Origin of the sequence: Bacillus sp. MAG717A (assembly GCF_036884855.1) — a bacterium.
GTDB classification, from domain to species: Bacteria; Bacillota; Bacilli; order Bacillales; family Bacillaceae; genus Bacillus; species Bacillus safensis.
The window spans coordinates 110,169-133,693 of sequence record NZ_CP145733.1; the positions used below are offsets into that span (position 1 = coordinate 110,169).

Annotated in this window: 28 protein-coding genes; 9 read left to right on the forward strand and 19 right to left on the reverse strand. The window is 40.0% G+C overall.

Annotated features, from left to right (window positions below):
- Positions 1–9: 9 nt before the first annotated feature.
- Complete coding sequence (locus V6Z54_RS00570) at positions 10–819, forward strand: mechanosensitive ion channel family protein (RefSeq protein ID WP_338527595.1); 810 nt, start codon at positions 10–12, stop codon at positions 817–819.
- A 20-nt stretch (positions 820–839) separates the two neighbouring features.
- Here V6Z54_RS00570 and V6Z54_RS00575 read toward each other — a convergent pair whose 3' ends face one another.
- From V6Z54_RS00575 to fadH, 14 genes are all read right to left on the reverse strand, one after another.
- Complete coding sequence (locus V6Z54_RS00575; RefSeq protein ID WP_024424725.1) at positions 840–1,082, reverse strand: YkuS family protein; 243 nt, start codon at positions 1,080–1,082, stop codon at positions 840–842.
- Between the two features lie 50 nt (positions 1,083–1,132).
- A complete protein-coding gene (locus tag V6Z54_RS00580; RefSeq protein ID WP_269103669.1) occupies positions 1,133–2,311 on the reverse strand; it encodes an N-acetyldiaminopimelate deacetylase in 1,179 nt (392 codons plus the stop codon).
- 34 nt (positions 2,312–2,345) lie between these two features.
- A complete protein-coding gene (dapD, locus tag V6Z54_RS00585) occupies positions 2,346–3,056 on the reverse strand; it encodes a 2,3,4,5-tetrahydropyridine-2,6-dicarboxylate N-acetyltransferase (protein ID WP_008347987.1) in 711 nt (236 codons plus the stop codon).
- A gap of 109 nt (positions 3,057–3,165) precedes the next feature.
- A complete protein-coding gene (locus V6Z54_RS00590; protein WP_041085219.1) occupies positions 3,166–3,591 on the reverse strand; it encodes a flavodoxin in 426 nt (141 codons plus the stop codon).
- Between the two features lie 49 nt (positions 3,592–3,640).
- The gene (locus V6Z54_RS00595) at positions 3,641–4,534 is read right to left on the reverse strand and encodes a hypothetical protein (RefSeq protein ID WP_041084991.1); all 894 of its coding nucleotides are present in this window, start codon (positions 4,532–4,534) and stop codon (positions 3,641–3,643) included.
- On the reverse strand, positions 4,524–5,000 hold the full coding sequence (locus tag V6Z54_RS00600) for a flavodoxin (RefSeq protein ID WP_075611338.1): 477 nt from the start codon (positions 4,998–5,000) through the stop codon (positions 4,524–4,526). Before V6Z54_RS00600 ends, V6Z54_RS00595 begins: the two co-directional genes overlap by 11 nt.
- A gap of 123 nt (positions 5,001–5,123) precedes the next feature.
- Positions 5,124–6,005: a LysR family transcriptional regulator gene (locus V6Z54_RS00605; RefSeq protein WP_024424721.1), complete on the reverse strand. Its 882-nt coding sequence runs from the start codon at positions 6,003–6,005 to the stop codon at positions 5,124–5,126.
- Positions 6,006–6,101: 96 nt separating this feature from the next.
- Complete coding sequence (gene cbpB, locus V6Z54_RS00610; protein ID WP_034281593.1) at positions 6,102–6,545, reverse strand: cyclic-di-AMP-binding protein CbpB; 444 nt, start codon at positions 6,543–6,545, stop codon at positions 6,102–6,104.
- 146 nt (positions 6,546–6,691) lie between these two features.
- Positions 6,692–6,883: an antirepressor AbbA gene (abbA, locus tag V6Z54_RS00615; protein ID WP_003210802.1), complete on the reverse strand. Its 192-nt coding sequence runs from the start codon at positions 6,881–6,883 to the stop codon at positions 6,692–6,694.
- A 149-nt stretch (positions 6,884–7,032) separates the two neighbouring features.
- On the reverse strand, positions 7,033–7,548 hold the full coding sequence (locus tag V6Z54_RS00620; RefSeq protein WP_041084993.1) for a ribonuclease H-like YkuK family protein: 516 nt from the start codon (positions 7,546–7,548) through the stop codon (positions 7,033–7,035).
- A 146-nt stretch (positions 7,549–7,694) separates the two neighbouring features.
- The gene (locus tag V6Z54_RS00625) at positions 7,695–7,937 is read right to left on the reverse strand and encodes a DUF1797 family protein (protein WP_003212254.1); all 243 of its coding nucleotides are present in this window, start codon (positions 7,935–7,937) and stop codon (positions 7,695–7,697) included.
- 184 nt (positions 7,938–8,121) lie between these two features.
- On the reverse strand, positions 8,122–9,018 hold the full coding sequence (locus V6Z54_RS00630; RefSeq protein WP_041084994.1) for a manganese catalase family protein: 897 nt from the start codon (positions 9,016–9,018) through the stop codon (positions 8,122–8,124).
- Positions 9,019–9,445: 427 nt separating this feature from the next.
- Positions 9,446–10,666 carry an EAL-associated domain-containing protein gene (locus tag V6Z54_RS00635; RefSeq protein WP_269103687.1) on the reverse strand — a complete coding sequence of 407 codons (1,221 nt, stop codon included), beginning with the start codon at positions 10,664–10,666 and terminating at the stop codon, positions 9,446–9,448.
- Between the two features lie 64 nt (positions 10,667–10,730).
- Positions 10,731–11,495 carry a 2,4-dienoyl-CoA reductase gene (gene fadH / locus V6Z54_RS00640; RefSeq protein WP_269103689.1) on the reverse strand — a complete coding sequence of 255 codons (765 nt, stop codon included), beginning with the start codon at positions 11,493–11,495 and terminating at the stop codon, positions 10,731–10,733.
- Between the two features lie 138 nt (positions 11,496–11,633).
- Here fadH and V6Z54_RS00645 point away from each other — a divergent pair, with 138 nt between their 5' ends.
- From V6Z54_RS00645 to V6Z54_RS00660, 4 genes are all read left to right on the forward strand, one after another.
- Positions 11,634–12,491, forward strand: a complete 858-nt coding sequence (locus V6Z54_RS00645; RefSeq protein ID WP_041084996.1) for a metallophosphoesterase — start codon at positions 11,634–11,636, stop codon at positions 12,489–12,491.
- 156 nt (positions 12,492–12,647) lie between these two features.
- Positions 12,648–13,145, forward strand: coding sequence for a L,D-transpeptidase family protein (locus V6Z54_RS00650; RefSeq protein ID WP_338527596.1), 498 nt, complete (start codon positions 12,648–12,650; stop codon positions 13,143–13,145).
- A gap of 73 nt (positions 13,146–13,218) precedes the next feature.
- On the forward strand, positions 13,219–14,493 hold the full coding sequence (locus V6Z54_RS00655) for an MFS transporter (RefSeq protein WP_338527597.1): 1,275 nt from the start codon (positions 13,219–13,221) through the stop codon (positions 14,491–14,493).
- Positions 14,494–14,688: 195 nt separating this feature from the next.
- On the forward strand, positions 14,689–14,904 hold the full coding sequence (locus V6Z54_RS00660) for a hypothetical protein (protein ID WP_039178134.1): 216 nt from the start codon (positions 14,689–14,691) through the stop codon (positions 14,902–14,904).
- Positions 14,905–15,085: 181 nt separating this feature from the next.
- On the opposite strand, the gene V6Z54_RS00665 is transcribed toward V6Z54_RS00660, so the two are convergent.
- Entirely contained in the window at positions 15,086–15,982 is an 897-nt protein-coding gene (locus tag V6Z54_RS00665; RefSeq protein ID WP_338527598.1) for an EamA family transporter, read from the reverse strand.
- A 113-nt stretch (positions 15,983–16,095) separates the two neighbouring features.
- Between V6Z54_RS00665 and V6Z54_RS00670 the strand changes: the two genes are divergently transcribed.
- A complete protein-coding gene (locus V6Z54_RS00670) occupies positions 16,096–17,001 on the forward strand; it encodes an AraC family transcriptional regulator (protein WP_338527599.1) in 906 nt (301 codons plus the stop codon).
- A gap of 189 nt (positions 17,002–17,190) precedes the next feature.
- The gene (locus V6Z54_RS00675) at positions 17,191–17,652 is read left to right on the forward strand and encodes a YkyB family protein (RefSeq protein WP_041084999.1); all 462 of its coding nucleotides are present in this window, start codon (positions 17,191–17,193) and stop codon (positions 17,650–17,652) included.
- A 36-nt stretch (positions 17,653–17,688) separates the two neighbouring features.
- On the opposite strand, the gene V6Z54_RS00680 is transcribed toward V6Z54_RS00675, so the two are convergent.
- The 3 genes from V6Z54_RS00680 to V6Z54_RS00690 all read right to left on the reverse strand — a co-directional run bounded on the left by V6Z54_RS00680 (position 17,689) and on the right by V6Z54_RS00690 (position 20,645).
- Complete coding sequence (locus V6Z54_RS00680; protein ID WP_024424709.1) at positions 17,689–18,597, reverse strand: chemotaxis protein; 909 nt, start codon at positions 18,595–18,597, stop codon at positions 17,689–17,691.
- A gap of 73 nt (positions 18,598–18,670) precedes the next feature.
- Positions 18,671–19,981, reverse strand: coding sequence for an MFS transporter (locus tag V6Z54_RS00685; RefSeq protein WP_041085000.1), 1,311 nt, complete (start codon positions 19,979–19,981; stop codon positions 18,671–18,673).
- A 124-nt stretch (positions 19,982–20,105) separates the two neighbouring features.
- Complete coding sequence (locus tag V6Z54_RS00690; RefSeq protein WP_073979427.1) at positions 20,106–20,645, reverse strand: RDD family protein; 540 nt, start codon at positions 20,643–20,645, stop codon at positions 20,106–20,108.
- Positions 20,646–20,946: 301 nt separating this feature from the next.
- On the opposite strand from V6Z54_RS00690, the gene V6Z54_RS00695 reads away from it, so the two are divergent.
- Positions 20,947–21,099, forward strand: a complete 153-nt coding sequence (locus V6Z54_RS00695; RefSeq protein ID WP_269103701.1) for a hypothetical protein — start codon at positions 20,947–20,949, stop codon at positions 21,097–21,099.
- 65 nt (positions 21,100–21,164) lie between these two features.
- Here V6Z54_RS00695 and V6Z54_RS00700 read toward each other — a convergent pair whose 3' ends face one another.
- Positions 21,165–22,049 carry a cation diffusion facilitator family transporter gene (locus tag V6Z54_RS00700; protein ID WP_338527600.1) on the reverse strand — a complete coding sequence of 295 codons (885 nt, stop codon included), beginning with the start codon at positions 22,047–22,049 and terminating at the stop codon, positions 21,165–21,167.
- 293 nt (positions 22,050–22,342) lie between these two features.
- Here V6Z54_RS00700 and V6Z54_RS00705 point away from each other — a divergent pair, with 293 nt between their 5' ends.
- Positions 22,343–23,512 carry an aminotransferase A gene (locus tag V6Z54_RS00705; protein WP_041085002.1) on the forward strand — a complete coding sequence of 390 codons (1,170 nt, stop codon included), beginning with the start codon at positions 22,343–22,345 and terminating at the stop codon, positions 23,510–23,512.
- Positions 23,513–23,525 lie beyond the last annotated feature (13 nt).

The window sequence follows — 23,525 nt, forward strand, 5'->3', positions numbered from 1 at the left end:
TTGAAGATTATGAGAGCATTTCAACAAGTAGATTGGGTTTCCATTATCCTCAATAGCAGTATGATTCTGCTAAAACTACTCGCCATTTTTGCCATTTACTTTATCATCAGAGCCATTGGAAGCAAAATGATTAAGCGAGCCTATTCCACATTCGCTGAAAAGCATGAAGTCTCTTTATCAAGAGCTCAGACACTGCAAAGTCTAACGTTAAATATTTTCGCCTACTTATTGATTTTTATTCTAGTTGTGATGATCCTCGACTTATTTCATTATAACCCAACTGCTTTGCTGGCAGGTGCAGGCGTTGTAGGACTTGCGATCGGTTTTGGCGCTCAAGGGTTAGTGAGTGATATTGTGACTGGATTCTTTATATTACTGGAAAAACAATTTGATGTAGGAGAATATATAACAGTCGCTGGCTTTGATGGGATTGTCGAACAAATTGGACTAAGAACCACGCAGCTTCGAAGCTTTGATGGCACTCTTCATTTCATTCCAAATCGCAGCATACTGAATGTGAGCAATCATTCAAGAGGGACGATGCAGGCACTCGTTGATATTGAGCTGTCTCCAGATAAAAATGTGGATCAGATGATCGCAGCCCTTCAAGCTGCCTGTGATGAGGTGCGGGAGGAAACTCCTCAAATTATCGAAGGTCCTCAGGTTGTCGGCGTGGAGGCGTTCGGTTCTTCTTCCCTTGTGCTGCGCATCATAGCGAAAACCGAAACAATGGAGCAATGGCGGGTAGAACGAATCTTGCGCAAAAAAATGAAAGAAGTACTCGATTTGGAAAAAGATCAAAAAGAACCGGGAGCATAATCTACCGGTTCTTTTTCTTGTTATTGAACACGCTGTTCGACTTCTTGGCAAATTTCATCAGCCGTCATACCTGATGCTGTAATAACAGATGCCTTTGTTGTTGTGTCTGAAATGCCAAGAACATTTGAATCTAGTCCTGTGACTACATAACAGTCACACTGGTCCATTTGCTGTTCATTTTGAATCCGTACGACATCATACCCTTTTTGCTTCAATAGTTCTTCTACATCGGATAAAGATTGTTCTACACCAATTCTTGTCATAATCAAGAACACCTCCTGTTCATAAGGTGTACAGGAGGCAGCTCGATTATTCATTCACCAGCTTGCTTTTTAAAATAAGCCGTCATGACATTCACAGCTGTTTCAATCGCGTTTTCATCAGGCTGGAGCTTTGCATGGTGCAGGCCGTATTCTGAATCGACCCCTAGCCAAAACATAAAGCCGGGATATTTTTTCAGCATGTAGCCAAAATCTTCTCCTGTCATGGCTTCTCTGCATTCAATTACATTCGCAAGTCCTTCTTCAGCTACATATGACATAAATTCCTCTGTCAAATCCTTTGAATTGTCCACTTCGTAATAAGACGAAGGGTATTGAACGGTTGCCTTGCATTCGTAGCCAATTTCTATTCCTTTTGCCAATGCTTCAATTCGCTTTCTCACCTTGTCCATAGACTCTGGCGAAAGTGTGCGAATGGTACCGTCAAGCTTTGCATGCTGCGCAATAATATTTTGAGCCGTTCCGCCGGTAATCGTGCCCACTGTAATGACCGCACTATCAAGGGGATCAACATTACGCGAAATAACCGATTGCAGCTGACCTACAAGAGCACTTGCAGCAACAACCATATCATTTGCTAAATGAGGATATGCAGCGTGTCCGCCTTTTCCTTCAAGCTCAATCACAAGCTCACTCGTATTGGCAAATAACAAACCCGGCTTTGTAGCAATTGTTCCAACAGGATATTCAGGTGCGATATGCAGCGCTGTAATAAAGTCTGGCGTCCATTTTTTGAGAACATCACTTGTAAGCATTGGTTCGGCACCGCCTGGACCTTCTTCTGCCGGCTGGAAGATAAATAATATGTCTTCTTTGATCGGTTCATGAACGAAATGATCGATGATACCAAGTGCAATGGTCATATGAAGGTCATGTCCACAAGCATGCATCTTCCCTTCATGCACAGATTCAAATGGATATCCTGTTTCCTCGGGTATAGACAGTCCGTCCATATCTGCACGATAAGCAAATACGCGCGTTGGATTTGTCCCTTTCACTTTTACAAAAAGGCCTGTACGCCACGTTTCAATCTCAACTCGATCTTTTGAATAGGTGTCCAAATGCTGAATGAGATACGCTTGTGTTTTAAATTCTTGGAAACCAAGCTCAGGGATTTGGTGTAAATCTCTTCGAATGGATATTAATTGCTCACGATTTAACAAGTGAACTCGCTTCCTTTCTTCTATACGAATAAGACGTGGATATCTCATCCACGTCTTTGTCTTCAGCTGCGAATTATATGAATTAAAGCTGACGCAGTTCTTGTTTGATTTCAGTCTTACCTTTTGTTTTTTCATCGATGTCTTTGATTTTCTTAGCAGGTGTACCTGCTACAACTGTGTAAGGCTCTACATCGTTCACAACGATCGCACCAGCAGCTACTACTGCTCCTTTACCAATTGTCACGCCTTCTAGAACAACAGCGTTCGCACCGATGACAACGTCATCTTCTACAACAACTGGTTTAGCAGACGGCGGCTCAATGACACCTGCAAGAACAGATCCAGCACCGATATGACAGTTCTTACCTACTGTCGCACGGCCGCCAAGCACCACGTTCATGTCAATCATCGTACCTTCGCCGATCACAGAACCGATATTAATAGAAGCTCCCATCATAATGACTGCATTATCACCGATTTCAACTTGGTCACGGATGATTGCCCCTGGCTCAATACGGGCTTTAATGTTTTTCAAATCTAACATCGGAATTGCAGAGTTGCGGCGGTCATTTTCCACAACAACATCTTCAATTTTGTCTTTGTTTGATGCTAGCGCTTCTTGAATTTCACTCCACTCACCGAAAACAACTCCAGTGTTTCCTGTGATGAATGTTTTTGCATGTTCACCAAACTCAATACCTTCTAAGTCACCTTTAATATAGACTTTGACAGGTGTTGATTTTGTACTATTTTGAATAAATGAAATAATTTCATTAGCGTCCATTTGTTTCATGTATGTATGTCCTCCTCTTAATTTATACTTCATTACTGTACCAAAGGAGTGTTTTAATGACAAGTGAAAGAGTCATCTCCGCAATGGAAAATAAAACAAGCGGGACCGATTATCCCGCTTCTTGCTGGTGAAGCTGAACAAATTGTCTGCCAAAAGAAATTAATTCGTCTTCTTCCTCTCCTTCTGGATTCAGCTCAATCTTAACTGATGGCAGGACAATGTCACCGCCAAGCTCCTTCACTTTTTCTTCGATTAGGTCAACAGCTCCGCAAAAATGTTCGTAAGATGTATCGCCTGAACCGAATACTGCAAATACTTTTCCCGTTAAATCAAGTTCTTCCATTTCTTCATATAAATCAATAAAATCATCCGGAAGATCGCCATCTCCCCATGTATAAGCTCCTAACATAATGTGCGAGTAATCATTGAGCAGCTCGGCATCAATATCCATCGCTTCATGCCTGTCTACGCTTGCTCCTGCTTCCGTTATACCTTTTTCAATTAAATCTGCCATCGCTTCTGTATTTCCAGACATCGTGGCATACACTAATAAAACCTTCTCTGTCACTTTTTCTTCCTCCTTATCAATGAATCAATGCAGGCTCCTCATATGGCCTGACAAACTTACTTTCATATAAACCCGCACAGAAAAAGTTTTCGTTTTGATTGGCTACACGAAAACCGTGTCCTTTGATCGTATCAAACCATTTGAGCTCTTTTTGCTCAATATCAAGCTGATACACTTTAGAAAATCCGTGTTCGTCTTGTGAGGTAGTCACATACACAATGCCATTATCCTCCGATACATCCAAAAATGATTCTTCTCTAGCAAAAGCCTGTGATTGAATATCATGAAGAATATTTGTATGTAAATCTAAAATTTGAACAGATCCTTTTTTACCTTTTTTTGAACCTAATGCACAAACAAGAAGATGTTCATGACAGAGCAGCATAGAAGCTGTCATTCGCTGCTCCTCTCTGTTTAGAAGAAAAATCTGTTCACTCTGCAAGTCATATACCCATATTCCCCCGTGAACCTCATGAATCTGTGTTCCAATATAAAGATGGTCACCTGCAGCACATAAAGAACGAATGACCGGCGGATGATTCACATGAGCAAATGGCTTCATAATTTCCCAGGAAATTCCGAAATCATTTGACACATAGATACTATGTTTTCCATGCGCACATACAAACCCATCTTTGCGTCCTGTAATAGACCAGACGACTGCATTTGTTGGAAATGAAGATAACGCCCATGTATTGCCTTCATCTCCTGATCTAATCACTGTGCCATTTTCACCAACACCGAATAAATAAGGGCCAATATAGCTGATCGCATGAATTTTATGCTTGAGCTTAAACAGCTGCTGCCATCCACTCTCCACACTATAGTGAAAAATACCTTCACGTTTTACAGCGACAAAGTATCCACCACTTTTAGATGCTGCAACGGCCGTTGCTCCTTTATGAAACATGATTTTCAACTCGTTTCTCAGACAAAGAGGCCCACGTTAAAAAGCTCGATGCAAATTCCTGACAGCACGCCACATCTTCATCTGTATCCGGTGCAAGTTCCATTTTTAATGTTTCAGGAAAAACAGATGCACCCGTTGATTTCAGCATGTCATGGAATGTATGGACAGCCTCGCAAAACTTCGGATAGCTGTAATCACCCGATCCAAAGACAGCTGCTTTTATGTGACTAAGTTCAAGAGTAGAGACCTCTTCATAAAAATCCTCCGCTTCATAAGGTAAATCTCCATCACCCCATGTATAAGAACCAATGAATACGTAATCGTATGTGGAAAGATCCTCTGCGTTCGTATCATCAAATTCCATCAACTTTGTATCTATCCCATTTCCTTCAAGTGTTTGCTTTAAGATCGCTGCCATATCTTCCGTATTTCCAGACATACTCGCAAATGCAATTATTGCTTTCATCTATCGGTCACCTCATCTAAATGATAATCATTTTCAATTATTATATGTACACTTTAAATGATAATGATTTTCATTGTCAAATGATTTCATAAAAAAAAGTACCTCTCTATTCCAAGAAGGTACTTACACGGCATCATTTTCAAGCATTTCTTTAACCACACCAACAAATGCTTGTACCTGTTTTAACTGAAAAGACGCTTCATAGCCTAGCAGCCATGTGTCACGGCCGATTTGCTCTCCGTTCACATCAACAAGCGGTGTTTTATAAACACTTTTTTCGTGGTCATATAAGGTAACAGAAGGCAAAATGGCGTAGCCGATGCCGTGGTAGGCCATTTGTTTACATGTTTCAATTTGGTCTACTAAAATTGTCTGCTTTGGAGACACTTTAAACTTTTGGTGCCACCAGTGCTGAATTTCCTGATAATACGTGCTGTCGCTTTTAAATTGGATAAATGGCCGCTCTGTCTTGATTAATTCATCTACGTCCTTGATCACGGAATCGACTAAATATAAATGATCTGTCATCAAGTATTCCTTTGTCCCCTTCCAATCAGGGTTTCCGCGTATGATTCCTATGTGCACGTGATCTTCATACAAGCTTTTGAGCATTTCACTGCTCCAGCCGGTAACGAGTGACACCTTGGCATTTGGATATTTTTCGACATACCGTTTTAACACCTTTGGCAGCCAGTGCTGTCCAATAATCGACGCCACCGCAAGCTTGAGTGTACCGTGAATGTCACCCTCAAGTTCATCAATTCGTTCTCTCACTCGATCCTGTTCAACCGTCACCTCTTTTGCAAATTGGATAATCTGTTCACCTGCTGAAGTCACGGTCAGCCCCTTTTGTGAACGAAAAAAGATTTTCGTTCCCCATTCCTTTTCGATCGTCTGCAATCTTTGAGATAAAGCAGGCTGAGAGACAAAGAGCCGTTCCGAAGCCTTCCTCATATTCAATTCTTCACTTAGCACAACAAGCATATGTAACTCCTGAAGCTGCATGGGCGTCCCCTTTCTCTCTATAAGTTTTTCTTATTTTATATGCTCATTATATAAATTTTAACTTATGAAGGCAAAAAAAATAAGCTGGGCTGCAGCTCATTTTTTTGCGGAATGAATGACCTCATTTAAGCGCTTTAATACAACTCGTCGAGTAAAAATGCCTTCAAAGACTTGCTCCTCATTTTCTACACAAACAAATCCATTATTCGTCACGGCGTGAACGCCTTTTAGAACAGGATCTGTCGTTTTGAGTCTCGGAATATCCGTCAGCATGACCTCCTCAACCTTCAACTGGTCGAGCTTCTCGAATTCGATACGTTCTAAACCGAAGATTTTATCCATAATCATATTCGTTCCAATTAACCCGTGTAAATGATAGGAAGCGTCTAATACCGGAATGGCTGTATATCCTGTTTTGGTTAGAACCAATAGGGCATGCTCAAGGTTATTTCCAATTTGAACATGTGCGACTTTATCTGCATCAATCATATGCTCGGCTACTGTGGACTCAAGCAATTGAGTCGGTTCTATCTCTATCATGTTTCTTCGACCCCTTTTCTCTCAATCATCAATCATACATTCCCCTTTACGATTAAGCATAAACTAAAACGAATTTTGTCGAAAGATTTTTTCTGCATAAAAAAGATACTCAGCCCCCGAGTATCTAATAGAATGTTAAACCAATATTAATTCTCAAACCTTACTCTGTCATACAATGTGATCAATTGCTTATACGTATTGTCGTCGACATTTTTTGTTCCACATTCTATATCATTGATCTCACTGCTTAGTAATTCGACAGCATATTCCTGATTCAGCAATACGTTTAATAATAGCTTTTTCTCTTCTTCATTAAAACGATTTTCGATGACGCTCATTCAACATCAGGCCCCCTGTTTCATATATGCTTTTATATTGATTAGCAGGCTTTTGAATGTCTGCTTCCTCTCTATACAGCTAGAATAAGGAACTAGAATCGAATCGTCAACCGCACGTTTCGACAAGGTTTGGAGAAAAATGACGGAATTTATTTTGTGTATCGATTGGCATAGCAAAATGCGGCATATGAGTCGGGTTTTATTTTTGCTTCAATTCCCATAGCTGTGATCATTCCGGTCATTTCCTGAATCAGCTCTTTCGTACTTCCTTTTTTGCCAATATCCAAATGGGCTTCAAAACGAAGGTCTGCCCCTTCCTCAGCAAACGGAAGAAGCAAATCCATCAGTTCTGTTAAAGGCCCCTCAAGGATGTCTGCACATACCTTTTGGCTAAACGCTGTCTCTAATGAAATTTTTTCTCTAAGACTTTGCACGGGCCTCTCGATCACTTGTTGTGTGAGACAGCCCCAAGCTCCTTTGCCAATCCGGTGGAGATGAATTGCAGTCATAAATGTTGTGACATTTTGATTGACCTGAGAGTCCGTACCAATTGATAACACATAGGTGGATCTAGGGTCTTTTAAAATAAAGTCTTTCATTCTCATGACGACATCAGAAAACGCTAAATGATCTTCAGAAAGATTGTAGAAAAAAGAATCACTCACAGAAAGGAACTCCTTTTTAATGGTCTCTTATCCGAAAAATGCGCTGATTGATCATCTTCCATTTGTACATATCATCTATGATGATCCATGTATGCTGCCGCAATAAACGAAGGAATCCTCAGAAAAAACATTTCATACGATTCAGCTTAGGATTGTAGAAGCTCAAAAATCTCAATCGAAATCATATCAATGTTGTCAAATGGGAACGTGTTTGGCTTATCCCCTTGTTGAAAAACAGTCAATTCAAACGTTTGATTCTTTTCGAAATACTTAACACTACAGATTTTCTCACCGTTCACTTCGAAATAACGCTGTGCCGGCTCGTTTGCAGCTTCTGCTGTCTCTTGAAGACTTTGCAGCCTTGTAATGATACCCATTAATTGTGACATTCTAAAAAAAGACTCCTTTCAAAAAAACAACTCAAGATGAACCCGTATTGATTATACACAAGTCCTACAAAGCATCATACCATAAAGTGTTCTCAGATGATATTTTTCCTCTTGAATTCAAAAAAAGAAAAAGAATCTGTTTTTTTAGTTTGAGTCTTTTTTTTAATCTCATGCACCATGATTTTTATAAACCAGCAGATCTCATCAGCCGTTTCGCAATTTCATCAAAATCCTCCTTGGAAATGCCTGGAGCAAACTCTTCCGGTAATTCTCTATAATCTGGCACTGGTGCACCTTGCGGGGTGCCCTCAATGACTGTCAGCGGCTTTCCATCAATCGGGTGGCTCCCTTTCCAAATTTTATTGATATCCTTGTAGTCCGTATCACTAAATGTATACAGCTTTGTATGAACATTCTGATCTTCAAATTTCCTCGCTGAATCAAAGTATTTGTTATCGAGATTTGGGATTGGCAGCATCTTCCCTACATCGACTCCTGTAGCGACTTCAAGTGCCTTCGCATATGCCACAACATGCACGCCGCCCCTGACAAGTAAATAACCAATCATCTCTCTTGCTGTAGGATGGTCCGTCATTTCATATACGCGCATTTTGTGCGTACGTGCTCCGCATTCAAGAAAGAAATTATGGAGGAGGTCAAGAATGAGGTTACCGCTTGAGAACACATTCTCTCCGGTCCAAGGTTTTGCCATTGAATCAAACGGATAACCTGTTTGGGCTGTTTGAATAAAATGCTGTGTATTTCGTTTATCGACAGCTGCCTTCATCGGCGTCGTATCTGGGTCCCCGCCATGGGTGGTTCCTGTAATCATGAGATTGATGGCTGTGGTCACAAGCTCAACATGACCGAATTCTTCAGCTGTAATACTGGATACGAGGTCATAAAACGGTTTGAGTTTTCGTTTTCCTCTAAAGTTAAAGGATTGAAACATATAATTATTTAATGTGGACATTTCACCGAATTTTCCGCCGAGTAATTCTTGCACAGCAGCGGCACCATTTGCATCTGGGTGATCTGGTCTTGGCAAATCAATGAGCAGCCGCGTGTCACGTTTGATCATGATGTTTCCCTCCTACCGTCTAACTATCATCACTTAAGATGTATGGAAAGTTTGGGCTGTCCTATGCATGAAGGGAGAGATTGAAGCACAAAAAAAACTTGGCGGGGGTAGCGCCAAGTTTTTTGGATCTTGATCTGATAGAGGGGTTGGGGAACAGAGAGTAGCTTCTCTCTATAACTAAATGATAATGATTATCAGTTTCATTGTCAACCATTTTTTATTTCTTTTTTCTATCAAAAAAAAGCAGCCTACAAGGCTGCTCAGATTGATGACAAAAGGCTAAAATTTCTTTTGCTTATATTTCAGCGTGATAGAAAAACTTTGAAGTCTAGGAAGGTCAAGTACCGTAGCGGAGCGAATTGTACATTCTGAGCACTGGCACGCAGGACTGACAACGAATGCGAGGGTTTGTCTTCACGCCGCGTCTTCAAATCAATCCATCTTGCTCATATAAATAGGCATACGGAAGGTCTATAAACAAATACATATCTCCCTCTAAAGGATAAGAAAACGTACGTATCCTCTCACCTGTTTCTAAATCACTATAAATATCGCTGAAAAATCCTTTTCCGCTAATTCTCATTTGAAGAATATTTGCTAGGAAATAAGGACGCCAACTCCAGTTTTTTTCTATATACTCCGGCTGAAACAACCATTCTTCTTCTTTTTTGAACACATTTCCAGTGATTTGAAAGCCTTCTTCATTACACATATAAATCCGAAAACTGCAATCTGTTAGTTCAAGTGCCAGTTTTTGAATGAGCTCATCATTTGTGCTGCACGATTTCTTTAAATTCGTAACAGCTTGATGAATTCGTTTATAAAATGTTTCAGAATGTTCGTAGACAGCTTGCAGCTTCTTTTTCTCATGGGCAATAAATTGCTGGAATTCTTCTCTAAGCTGATCTTTTCGGTGGCTTCGATCGATTAATTCTCCTGCAGGCTCATGAAGATAGAACCCTTGAAAATATCTCCCGCCATTTCTCCAAGCATACTGAAGCTGGAAATTTGCTTCAATGTCCTCATAAATTAGAGCAGCTCCTATTTTTCTTGCAAGCAATGAAATGCTGTACAAGACATATTCATAGGAAGGAGATGGAGCCGATGCCTTTAATGCCTGTAAATCTATTTTTAATAAATCAGGTGAAAGCAAGGCAATCCGGTCCAGATTACTGCTTTCCTTTCCTATATTTGAGACGGCGATTTTAATCCCATATGTACGATAATACGTTAACGTATGGTATAGCTGTTCAATGTCGCCGCTAAACGTATGCTCTGCAAACTCAATAACAAATCGGTTAAGCTGAATGCCCCTTGCTTCATATTCCTTTAAGAGTTCTAAAAAGCTTTCCCCGTGATCTAGCATGAGGATATTGGCATCATGATTAATAAAAATGAGCAAATCGTCATCTGCTGTTGTGAAGAGATCAAGTGCTTGAGTCAGTACTTTGTGATCTACTTCCAATTTATATTCGTCAGGAATAGATGAATCCGTAAAGAACGAGCCTAGGCTGACCGTTTCTGACTCAAGCTTCATTCTTCCTAGAATCTCATAGCCTATCACTTTTTGCTCTTCCGCACTGAATATTGCTTGATAGTGCGGGAAAACATCTTCAATATTCGTTAAAATATCCAATGGATCGACCATTTTCATCACCTGCTTCTCTCTTTGTGTGATTATACCACATCAAAAGCAGGTCTTACATCGTCAATCAAAATGGTGATTGGTTGAGCCATTGTCCCCCATCCATCGTAATACAATCTCCATTTATATAAGACGCATGCTCCGATAATAAAAAGCTCGCAAGCGCTGCAATTTCCTCAGGTGTGCCCAGTCTGCCAAGAGGAACGCTATCTAATGTTCTTTGCGCTGCTTCTTCTGATTCCCATAGTTTATCTGCACCGCCTGTTCTCTCAATTGGGCCTGGTGCGATGGCATTGACTCGAATTCGATATTGCTTTCCCCATTCAACAGCAAGCGTTCGAGTGAGAGACAACACGCCGGCCTTTGCTGCCGCCGAATGCGCCACTCCTACACCAGCACCCCATGCATAGGTGGCCACCATGTTAAGTATACTTCCCCTTTTCTTTTGCCGAATCCAGTAATTGCCCACTGCATGGCTGCAAAAAAATGTACCATTTAAAACAATATCAATGACAGCCTTCCAACCGTTAGGAGACAATTTTTCCGCTGGCACTAAAAAATTTCCTGCTGCGTTGTTAATGAGGGCATCGACATCACCAAATGTATCCACCGCAAACTTGACCATTTGGTCAGCATCCTCTGGGTTTCTCACATCCATTTGGAAGTAAGCGACTGATCCACCCTTCTGCTTTATTTCTTTTGCCGTCTTTTCCAGCGTCTCTTCTGTTCTACCAGTAATCACGACATTCCAGCCTTCACCTGCCAAATGGGCAGCCATTGCCTTCCCCATACCGCTTGATCCCCCTGTGACAATCACTGTTTGCTTCGTCATTTGTTCTCCCCCTCTGTATCATTTGAATGACTATTCATTCATTATTGTCTATCATATCATGATTGACCCTCGATGCACCATATGGGAGATTATCCAAATATGATGCTATACTTAATTTTATTTATAAAGGAGTCTTATATGAAGCAGCTTTCCCGCAGACAATTTTTAAAAGGAGCAGCTGGTGCGAGTATTCTAGGGTTTTTGGCTACAAGTTGTGGATATGGATATGCCAGGTATATTGAGCCGCGCATGATCGATACCGTGTCACTGACCATTCAAGATGCTCAGCTTCCAGCTTCATTTGACCAGTTTAAAATAGCTCAATTTAGTGACGTTCATTTGAGTGATACATTTCCTGCGAAGGACCTAGAAGCCATCGTTCAGAAAATCAATGCTGCATCTCCAGATCTGATTGTGTTCACAGGTGATCTCGTTGATTTTCAAGCATCCACCCAAGAGCATGAAAAAGCGAAGGCTTATTTGAATAAGCTTCATGCTCCGTTCGGTAAACTCGCCATCTACGGAAATCATGACTACGGACCATTTGGCGTGGAGCTTTATGAGAAAACAATGGAGGCTTGTGGATTTACATTATGTAAAAATGATGTGTTTCTATTAGAAAAAGATCATGCACATATTCAGATTGCTGCACTGGATGATCTTATGATGAGCGTGCCTGATTACGATTTGATCAAACGGGAAGTATCATCAGATTTATTTACGTTGCTGCTCGTCCATGAGCCTGATGCAGCATTAGAGCTGAAAACAACACCTATTAACTTGCAGCTTTCCGGGCATACGCATGGTGGTCAAGTGCAGCTGCCTTTCTATGGACCGATTCTCACAGCACCTTACGGCCGTACATATGTAGAAGGTTTATACGAAAGCGATCAGCAACGCATCTATGTCAACCGTGGACTTGGGACAACGCGGCTGCCGCTTCGGTTTTTAGCCAAACCCGAGTTAACCTTTTTTACCTTTACATCTCGCGTATAAATAGAAGCCAAACCGCCCTCTCCTGCATATGTATAATCAAAGTTCTTTCTCATGACAAATGTTAGGAGAAACCTTACTGGGCCTGATTCCGTCCATATAGTATGTCAAGTGACGGCATCATGGCTTCTTTTATTTGAGTAAAAGGAGTGTACTTTGGTGCTGCGATACACGGTGAAAAGAGGAGAAACTCTTGCTTCTATAGCGCTTGATTTTCGAACAACAACAGATGCCTTAAAGGCTGCAAATCCGTCACTTCAAGCTCGCGAGCCTGAACAAAATGAAGTCATCATCATACCTGGTTTGCCAGATCCTAATACGATCCCATACCGCATCTTTGTTTCGATTTCAACGAAACGTCTCGTTTTGTTTTCTGGATCACAGCTTATTCGTTCGTATCCGATTGCAACAGGGAAAATTTTAAATATGACACCAACAGGTTCTTATTATATTGTCAACAGACAGCCAAATCCAGGAGGTCCCTTTGGCGTTTATTGGCTGAGCCTCTCAAAAATTCATTACGGCATTCACGGTACGAATAACCCGTCTTCAATTGGTAAAGCTGTTTCTAGAGGATGCATTCGCATGTATAATCAGAATGTCATCGAGCTTGCTTCACTCGTTCCAAACGGAACACCTGTGACCATTAGCCAGTAGATGAAATCAATTGTACGAATGGTTAAAATTTTATATGATATAAAGTGGGATCTTCAGGTTAAGGAGCGTATTTATGGATATTTTTAAAAACAGAAATTTTGTTCGTCTCTTTTTTGCGGCACTTGCTTCGCAAATGGGGACAACAGTCGGCAATATGGCGTTTGCCTTTTATTTGCTCGACCATTTTAGTCATCAGCCCGCATACGCCACATTGGCTGAACTTATGTATTCTCTTCCTACCGTCTTTGTCTTTTTTATGGTCGGTGTGGTCGCAGACCGTTTTGATCGTAAAAAAGTCGCAGAGAACTGTGATTGGATACGAGCTGGGCTGACGATTGTATTATTTATCGTTATTTATTTTAATTCACTGCCACTTATTTTCTTGATCTTGTTCATTCGAAGTGCCATTACGAAGTTCTTCTATCCAGCTGAAGCTTCTCTCGTTCAGGCCATTTTAAATAAAGATCAATATGCAAAAGCCGCTGGCTTAAATCAAATGCTGTTTAGTTTATTTATGGTATTTGGCGTTGGACTCGGTGCCATTATGTATAAGACGATTGGACTTCACGGTGCCATTACAATTGATTTGGTCAGCTTTATTATTTCAGGCATCCTGATTCGTTCATGTAACATTCCAATTGAAGCGCGTCAGCCAAATGGACAAGCTGGCTGGAGAGGGATGACCATCAAAACGTCTCTGAAAGATTTTAAAGAAGGCATACTGTATATTTTAAAAAATAAATTATTGGCTTCTTTAATTTTTGGCTTTTTTGTTTTCGGTCTAGTCAATGGTGCATTTGCCGTTCTTCCGATGTTTACAATGAAATATGGACTTTCACCAGACCATTTTGAACTGCATACATCCTTCTTTACCATTGCGATTGGTGCAGGATTGCTCGTTGGAAGCTTAATGGGCTCTGTCCTCGCTAAAAAGGTAAAGATGCAATATCTCATGTCGATTCCTATTCTGGTCGCAGGTATTTTGATTTTTGTCCTTGGTTCTACCCATACATTATGGCTGTTTTATGTCACATCATTTGTCATTGGTACATGCATTGGTCCAGTCAACATTGTCATTGGCGGCTGGCTGCCTAGAATCGTCCATCCTCGATTGATGGGCCGTGTGTCAGGATGGGTTGATCCGCTCACTATGTTTGCTCAATCGATGACATTAGGTCTGATTGCGGTATTATTTCCAAAACTCATCACAAATGTTTCTTATATTTATTACGGAATGGGCTTTATTATTTTACTTGTCTTCCTTTTTTACTTCATTACACTGCCAAAGTTCAGCAGAGAAGCTGCCGACTTAGACGTGCAGCGTGAACTAAAAGGGGGAGTTCAATAAGTAAATAGCAAAAAGGACTTTCTTTTCAGGAAAGTCCTTTTTTCATTGCTGAAACGTCCTTCATGCATTTCCTCTGTTGAGAGAATCTGCTTGAAGGCTTGCTTTATTGATCCATTTTTTCTTGTTTTTCACAATAAAATTCCTTTACATCTTTAAATGTTTTATAGTAGGATAGTCAGGTTGGAGGTGAAAGAAATGCTAAAAAGTTACTATTTTATTCATACTAAAAATGAACAGGGACAGTTTGTTGTACATACAGAAGATTGTGCATTTTTAGGCGATGCTGCAAGCCGTACGTTGATTGGCCTGCACATGAATGGTGAAAGCGCCATGGATGAAGCCAAACAAATGACGAATGAAACTGACTTTAATGGTTGTTTTTATTGCGCTTATTCTATTCATACAAAATAATTTATCCTGTATGCATCACATATACCCGCATATGGTGGACTGCATATATAAAAAAATATTATTTGAGAAACTACCCATTTTGATAAATAGGTAGTTATCACGAACTAATAGTTCACTTTGTTTATATTTCATCAAGTCAATTATTCTTATCATTCCTTCTATTGTTCATCACCCATCCCGCTCATTTTTTCGGCTGATACAATGCCAAGAATAAAATCATATAGACAATACAAGCTGTCCCTATCCATTGGAAAAGTCCGAATGGCTCTTTTAACCAGAAAACAGTCGTGACGACTGCTGCAAGGGGCTCAACACTTCCAATTAAGCTCGACTCTTTTGGTGATAAGTATTGCAAACTTTCTATGTAAAACCAAAAAGCGATCATCGTTCCAAATATGACCACAAACAATAAATAGACATACGCTTCAAAAGGTAAATGAGTGAGATTGACCTTCCATGGAGGATGGATCAAGCTAAGGGCGCCTCCTCCTATAAGCATCGCCCAGCCGACAACCACTAGAGAGTCGAATTGTTTTAACAGGCTGATCGGATATAACGTATAAAACGAGAGCGCCACAGCCGATAGTATTCCCCAAATCACTGCCACAAATGGAACGGTTAATGTTGAAATAGAACCATTCGTCAATAAGAAAAACATGCCCGCTAAAGCCAATACCACTGTAACCAAATCTCTTCTAGTGAAGGTTGATTGCCTGCGAATGACCAAATACACGATAATCATGACAGGGGCTGTATACTGCAGCAGCGTTGCCACAGCAGCATTTCCATGTTGAATGGATGCCATATAAGTATATTGAACAGCCAGCATACCCATTAGCCCAAATAGAAGGACTTGCATCGCTGTCCTCTTCTTTTGCCACACACCGAACAGATGTGTTTTTTCTTTTGTCATCACATGAACAAATAAAAGCAATCCCCCTGAAATGAGCAGCCGAACCGTCACAAGCCAATTGACATCAATCCCATATTGCTGAAACAATTTTTGTGAAATTGTTCCTCCTACTCCCCAGCAGATAGCGCCTATGAGTACAAGTAAAATTCCCTTTCTCCTATTCATTTTCATTCTCCTCAATTCTCAACAAATCATGATAATATAGTTGATAGTAGTTCACTTTGTTACATATTGATATATCAATTGAACATAAAAATAAAAGAATATTGAGGAGAATTATGCACAACCATCATTTTCTGATTGACTACAACCTGAAAGAATTAACGGAGCATTCTACGACAACATGGCCTATTGCTATTTATCATACGAAAATTCGTCATCTTAGAAGCGGCTACATCCCTCTTCACTGGCATGACGAGTTTCAATTTGTCTTTATTTTAGAGGGTGAAGCTGAATTTCATATCAATGAAGAAACATTATGTTTAAAGCAAGGAGATGGCATTTTTATCAATAGTGGCTGCCTGCACATGGCAAAAGATGCGAATGGGACGGCATGTACTTATGTTTGTTTAAATGTTTCTCCCTATTTCATCACAGCGAATGAATTATTCACCACATTTGTCCACCCTTATATGCATGCGAGCCAAACACCTTATATTTTATTCAACCGAAAAGATCACTGGCCAAAGCAGATCTATCAATGCATTCAAATCATTCAACAATTAATTGATGAAACTCCGGTATATTATGAACTTGAACTCAATATTCAGCTTATCACCATTTGGAAAAGCTTATTACAAAATGGCTTCCAAATGAAACATGATGCGCGTAAACACGATAAAAATGAACGGATGAAACAAATGCTGAATTGGATTCACCAGCATTATCATGAAAAGATCCTTCTCGAAGATATTGCTCGTGCAGGACAGTTAAGCCGCTCAGAATGCTGCAGATCCTTCAAAGACATTTTAAAGAAATCACCCATGCATTATGTAAATGAATATAGAATTCAGCAAAGCCTCGTCCTGCTCCAAGAAACGGATTTCAATATTACAGAAATCGCCTACCAAGTAGGCTTCAACAGCACAAGCTATTTTATCAATATGTTTAAAAGAATAAAAAATACGACACCTTTAGCATATAGAAAATTAAAACAGCTGGATTCTCTCCAAAAAAACGGATAGAAGAAAAATAATGCAAGATAGCATGTTTTCTAAAATACAGAAGGTGTTTTAGACCCATCATGAATAACAATTGTAAATACAAGCGATGAGAATGCTATCGCTTTTTACAATAACTCTATTTGCAATTTACTAATTAAAACGTATAATTTATACTAAGCACAGGAAGACGAAAGACAAAGGAGAGAAAAAATGGACGATTATGCTCATACTAAAGACATAGAACCTACAGCAGAAAACATCGCAAAAGCCATTTATACTGTTAACCGCCATGCTAAAACCGCACCAAACCCCAAGTTTCTTTATCTTTTGAAAAAACGCGCGCTGCAAAAACTATTGCAAGAAGGTAAAGGAAGAAAAGTGGGCCTACATTTCTCTAACAATCCCAAGTATAGTCAACAACAGTCCGACGTGCTGATTGAAATTGGAGATTATTATTTTCACCTGCCACCAACGAAAGAAGACTTCGAATTTTTGCCACACTTAGGAAATTTAAATCAATCATATCGCAATCCGAAAGCGAATATGTCATTAAACCGAGCAAAGCAAATACTTCAAGCGTATGTCGGTTTAAAAGAAAAACCTGCCGCCACAAAACAAAAATCACATTACACAAAACCCGTCTTCAAACGACTCGGGGAAAGTTATTTTTAAACAGAAAAAAACCACTCATGCCGAGTGGTTTTTTGTTTAAATAATAAAATGATCGACCTTTTCAATCAGCTGATGAATTTCTGGTTTACTGATTTGATCATCTGCACCGATCGTTTCCCCTTTATGACGCAAATCTTCAGTGATTAACGAAGAGAAAATAAGAATCGGAATGGAATTTGTTAAAGGATTGTCCTTCAGCAGTTTTGTTAGCCGGTGGCCATCCATTTTAGGCATTTCAATATCCGTAATAATCATATCAATTTCTTCTGTCACACTGATTCCTTTACTGACAAGATCCATGACATGATCATATGCCTGTTTGCCATCTTCAAAGGTCACAATGTTTTTATAGCCTGCTTCGGTTAGTTCATTTGTTAATAAACGCATGAGAAGCGGAGAATCTTCAACGACATACAGCTTCTTCCCTGTTCTTCTCTCGTCTTTCTCACCGTCAAACATATGATACGTATCAACACCAGAAGCGGATTCAATATCATAAATGATTTTTTCGTAATCTGGAAGGAAAATCATTTTTTCATCAAGCTTAATGATGCCCGTTAAATGACGGTCCATCCCTTGATTGAGTGCAGTCGGCTTCTCAATCTCTTCCCAGCTGACGCGGTGAATTTGTGATACCGTTCCTGTATGGAACACAAATTTCCGTTGGTTGAATTCAGTCACAATATATTTCTCTTGTTCTGACTGATCTGACTCGACATTAAAAAAGGAAAATAGATTGATGACTGGTAAAATCTCGCCTCGTAAACTAATCATCCCTTCTACATCTTGGTGAGAGTGAGGTACAACCGTCACCTCAACCGGCTGAATGATTTCTCTTACTTTCATGACGTTAATGCCGAATTGATTTGCACCAATTTCAAACTTCACAATTTCCAATTCATTGGTACCAGAGTCAAGTAAAATTTCTTGTTTGTTTAAAGCCACGGAAATCCCTCTATTCTTCAATATAAGATTGTACTTTTTATATCGGCAGCATAGGTAAAAAGTTGACGTTTCTTTACGCTTTCTCTCGAACGAATTGATGAATCACAAGTCCTATCGCTGCAAGGATGAGCAAAGACCCTAATGCAAGGCGGCTTGCGAGATTTCCGTGCTCTGCAAACAGCAGGGTAACTGAGCCATAAATAATGGGCCCGATAATGGAAGACACCTTCCCTGAGAATGCAAAGAGGCCAAAAAACTGTCCCCTCTTTTCCTTCGGTGTCAGTTCAATAATCAAGATTCGTGATGCCCCCCAGCTTGCGCCAAGTGAAATCCCAAATAAACTGCCCGCTATCCAGAATATCCATTCGGTTGTCGCTGTTACAGCCAAGATAAGCGCAGCAATTAATATGACATACACGACTGTAATCGATCGCTTTGCCCCTATCGCTTTTGTGATATAACCAAACAGAAAGGAGCCAATGATACTTGAAATGGTCGACACAAGATAGAGCAAAATAAATTGCCCAGCGGTAAAGCCAATGATGATTTTGGCATAAACAGCCATCATCGCTATGGCTGTTTGTAAGGCATCATTCATAAAAAAGAAGGCGATCATAAAAATAAAAGCTGGCTTGTACTTTTTCATCTCTTTAAACGTGTGAATAATCTCTTTATACCCGCTGAAAAAAGACGCCTTTTTCTCTCGCTGAGGCAGCGGATGAGGATCTTTTACAAAAAAGAGAAAGGGTAGAAAAAAGAGAAGGAATAAAAGAGCTGTCGGAATAAATGCTTCATGAAACTGGTCATTGCCAACAAGTAAATAAACAGAGAGACCGACAAGTGTTCCTAAATAGCCAATGGCGATACCAAATCCTGAAATAAGCGGGATTTCTTCCTTTGTCCCAAGATCGGGCAAAATGGTGTCATAGAAAACCAGACTAGAATGATAAAAAAACTTTGCGATCACAAACAAGGTGACCACGACCAATAAAGAAACAGGCAGCCCAAACCACTCACTTGAGAAATCAATCCCAGCAAAAATCCCCATCAACACCGTACAAGTAATACATATGAACGTAAACACCGTAATGTAGCGTTTCTTTTTTCCTGTTCGATCAATCAGCACTCCGTATAAAGGTGTAAAAATGACGAGAAAAAAGCTGGCTAATGCGTTTGCATAAGAAATAAAGGTACTTGCGATCTGGTCCATTCTCGCACTGTCCCCGATCGTTTCCTGCAAGTAAAACGGGAAGAAAATGGTGATCATATTTGATGAAAAGATCGTATTTGCAAAATCATAAAACGCCCAGGCTAACACAGGTGCTGTCAAAAACAGCCCGAAGCCTGCCCCTTTTTTCTGAACAGTCATTTTCCCTCTTTTCAATAGATTGACTCCCTTCTCTGCTTTATTTTCACTATCATTCTACTTTATGTGACGTTTCCCTCTTCCATACAAGCAATCTATACAAAAAGCACCCCTTACTATATAGCAGAGGTGCTTCTTTTCATTATTTCTTTACGACAATGGTACTTGCAATCAAATCGTGAAGTGCTTGTTTTTTTTCTGTGAAAAACGCAATGATGTAGCCAATACATAAGATTGGAGACAAAAAGCCTTTTGCAAAAAAGCGGCCTGTCGCGCGCCCGAACGTGACCTTTTCACCCGTGACTTTTGTCACTTTGATTCCAAGAGCCATCTTGCCAAGAGTTCCTTGCAGCTTTGATGATTCCATGATCGCATAATACAGCCAAGTCACCGCGATACCGACTAAGATCGTTACGCCATAGAAAAAGATAAGGCCCATAATGACTGCCCATTCTTCATCCGTAATCACCGTTGAAGAATAGTAATAGCTATCATCATACATTAAAAATGCCGCCTCAGGGCTTGAGACAAAAAAGAGTGTTGCCAGAATAAATACAATGAATGAAAATGGTACACTAATAATGATACCGTCCAAAAGATGTGCAAGAAAACGATAGCCTACGCCTGCTAGCTCAGGATGCTTCTTTTCTAGAATGTGTGGTTCTGTTATGTTGGTTTCCATCCTATTTCTCCTTTATTATGTATGTTTTCTATAAATTTCTTATAATCATTCGTTATTATATCCTATGAATATAGCAAGATCAATGCAGCTTTACATTTTTACATACATTTTAGATCAGTTTGATCTAAATGATTTATGTGAATAAATACTGAAAATTTGTGAAAATCATGGCACTTCTAGTTCTTTTACCTCCTGATTTTTTAACATTTTGTGATATTTTCGTCTTGTTTCCATTCTTCTGTTGACAATGATTCTTCAAATGGTACAATAGTCAAGGATTTTTTAAAGAAAGGTGTTCATGATGGGAACTGTCGTATTATTAAAGAACAACGAAATGACTGTAATTGAAGATATTTGCGAAGCTGATTATTTAGATATGAAGCATGGTTTGTCAAACGAAGACACAGTTTATATCTCTTGGTACGAAGACTACGATACTGCTTATGGATATTGATTTCATTTCATAGATGAAGCGTAAAAAAAGGCGATACAACCTCGAGAATAGGTTGATCGCCTTTTTTACGTTTGTGAGCTTCTTTCACTTTCAGGTTCCACATGAATAAAGATTTGCGCATGCGGAAATTCGAGCTGAATCTTCTCTTCAATTCGATCACATAATTGGTGAACATCTTCAATGGTTGTCTTTCCATCTACAATCAAATGGAAATCAATATATTCCTCTGCACCAGACCGCCTTGTTCGAAAGTCATGATATTCAATGAATTCTTGACTGAATCCTTGAATGATCGCTTCAATTGATTGTTCTTCCTCTGGTGTTAAACGAGCATCAACAAGCGGCGGGAAGGCTTCCTTCATGAGTTTAAACGCTTCACGCATAATAAAGAGGGCCAGAATCATTCCAATGATCGGGTCTAGGAAATACCAGTCGGTTAATGCTACAAGCAATAAACTGAATGCCACCCCTAGTGACGTATACACATCCGTTAAAAGGTGCAATGCATTTGATTTCATGGCGACTGAATGTACTCGCTCAGCCTCTTTGTTCACAATCCTCGATACAACAAAATTGATGAGCGCGCCTAGCAGCATGACCACAATGCCAAGCACGGGCAGCTTAACTGGCTCTGGATGCATTAATTTGTGAACACATTCGTATATAATCCAAATGCCAGCAACGAAAATCAGCAGGGTCTCAATCGTTCCAGAAATATTTTCGACTTTTCCATGTCCATAAGGATGTTTATAATCTGCTGGCTTTCTTGAAATACGAACAGAAATAAATGCAATAAACGACGCCATTAAATCGAGAAACGAATGAATGGCTTCTGATAAAACCGCAACAGATCCGGTTAAGAGACCCACAATGATTTTTAAAATGACAACAAATGTGTTGCTCAGCACGGATAGAAACGCGATTTTCGATGTCTTCGCTGATTGTTCCATCTATCGTCCTCCTTTAGGAGATCGTATGTCTATGAAAGCAATTCCCATGACCCTGATTCTCACGTTCTTTCAGTTTACTCAGTTTTGACGTTTTCTAATCATCTTCATCACAGCCTGTATTTTCTCTTGAGGTTACGCTATAATAAATGTTGCTCTTTCTTCAATATATCACTCATGCGGTGATGGATAGGAGAATAGACTACATATAACGATATCCAGTGCCTTTCGCAGGTGACATTTATGCAGTGAATGGTAAAATAGGATAAAAACATAAATTTTTAAGGTGATGAGAAATGGAGCATTTGCTGAATCCAAGAGTAAAGGATATTGAAATTTCTGGCATTCGAACATTTTCAAATCTCGTATCGTCATATGAGGATGTCGTTTCATTGACGATAGGTCAGCCCGATTTTTATACGCCGCATCATGTCAAAACAGCTGCCAAAGCAGCCATTGACGAGAATTTCACCTCATACACTCACAATGCTGGTTTCCTAGAGCTAAGACAAGCGATTCAGCATTATATCAAGAAGAAAGTGAATCTTGATTATGATGCAGAGTCAGAAATCATTGTGACGACCGGTGCAAGTCAAGCAATTGATGCTGCGTTTCGAACCATTTTAACAGAAGGAGACGAGGTCATTTTACCTGGACCTGTATACCCCGGATATGAACCGATCATTCGAATGTGTGGTGCCATGCCCGTACATATTGACACAACGAATGCCGGCTTTAAATTGAATGCCAAGCTGATTGAGGATGCATTAACGGAAAAGACAAAGTGTGTGGTTCTTCCTTACCCTTCAAACCCGACTGGTGTCACGCTTTCAGAAGACGAATTGAAAGAAATTGCCCAGCTCCTTGAAGGAAAAGACATCTTTATTTTATCCGATGAAATCTACAGCGAGCTGACATTTGACCGGCCGCATCAATCAATTGCCTCTTTCTTAAAAGAACAGACCATTGTCATCAATGGACTGTCTAAATCTCATAGCATGACTGGATGGAGAATTGGCTTTTTATTTGCTTCAGCTCCAATTGCTAAACATGTATTAAAAGTACATCAATATAACGTGTCTTGTGCCTCGGCTGTCTCACAAAAGGCAGCACTTGAAGCTGTGACAAATGGTGTGGATGATGCACTGATCATGAGAGAGCAATATAAGAAAAGACTCGATTATGTATATGATCGGCTCATTTCTATGGGGCTTCCGGTGATTAAACCTTCTGGCGCTTTTTATATTTTTCCATCCATTGAATCGTTTGGGATGAGTTCCTTTGATTTTTGCATGGAGCTGTTAGAAAGTACAAGACTTGCGGTCGTCCCAGGCTCTGCTTTCTCTCCACTCGGCGAAGGGTATGTGCGCCTGTCTTATGCTTATTCACTTGAAACGCTGAAAGAAGGACTTGACCGGCTAGAACAATTTGTACTTGAAAAACGTTCCATTCATTCGCTAGATTGAAACAACGGCTCTC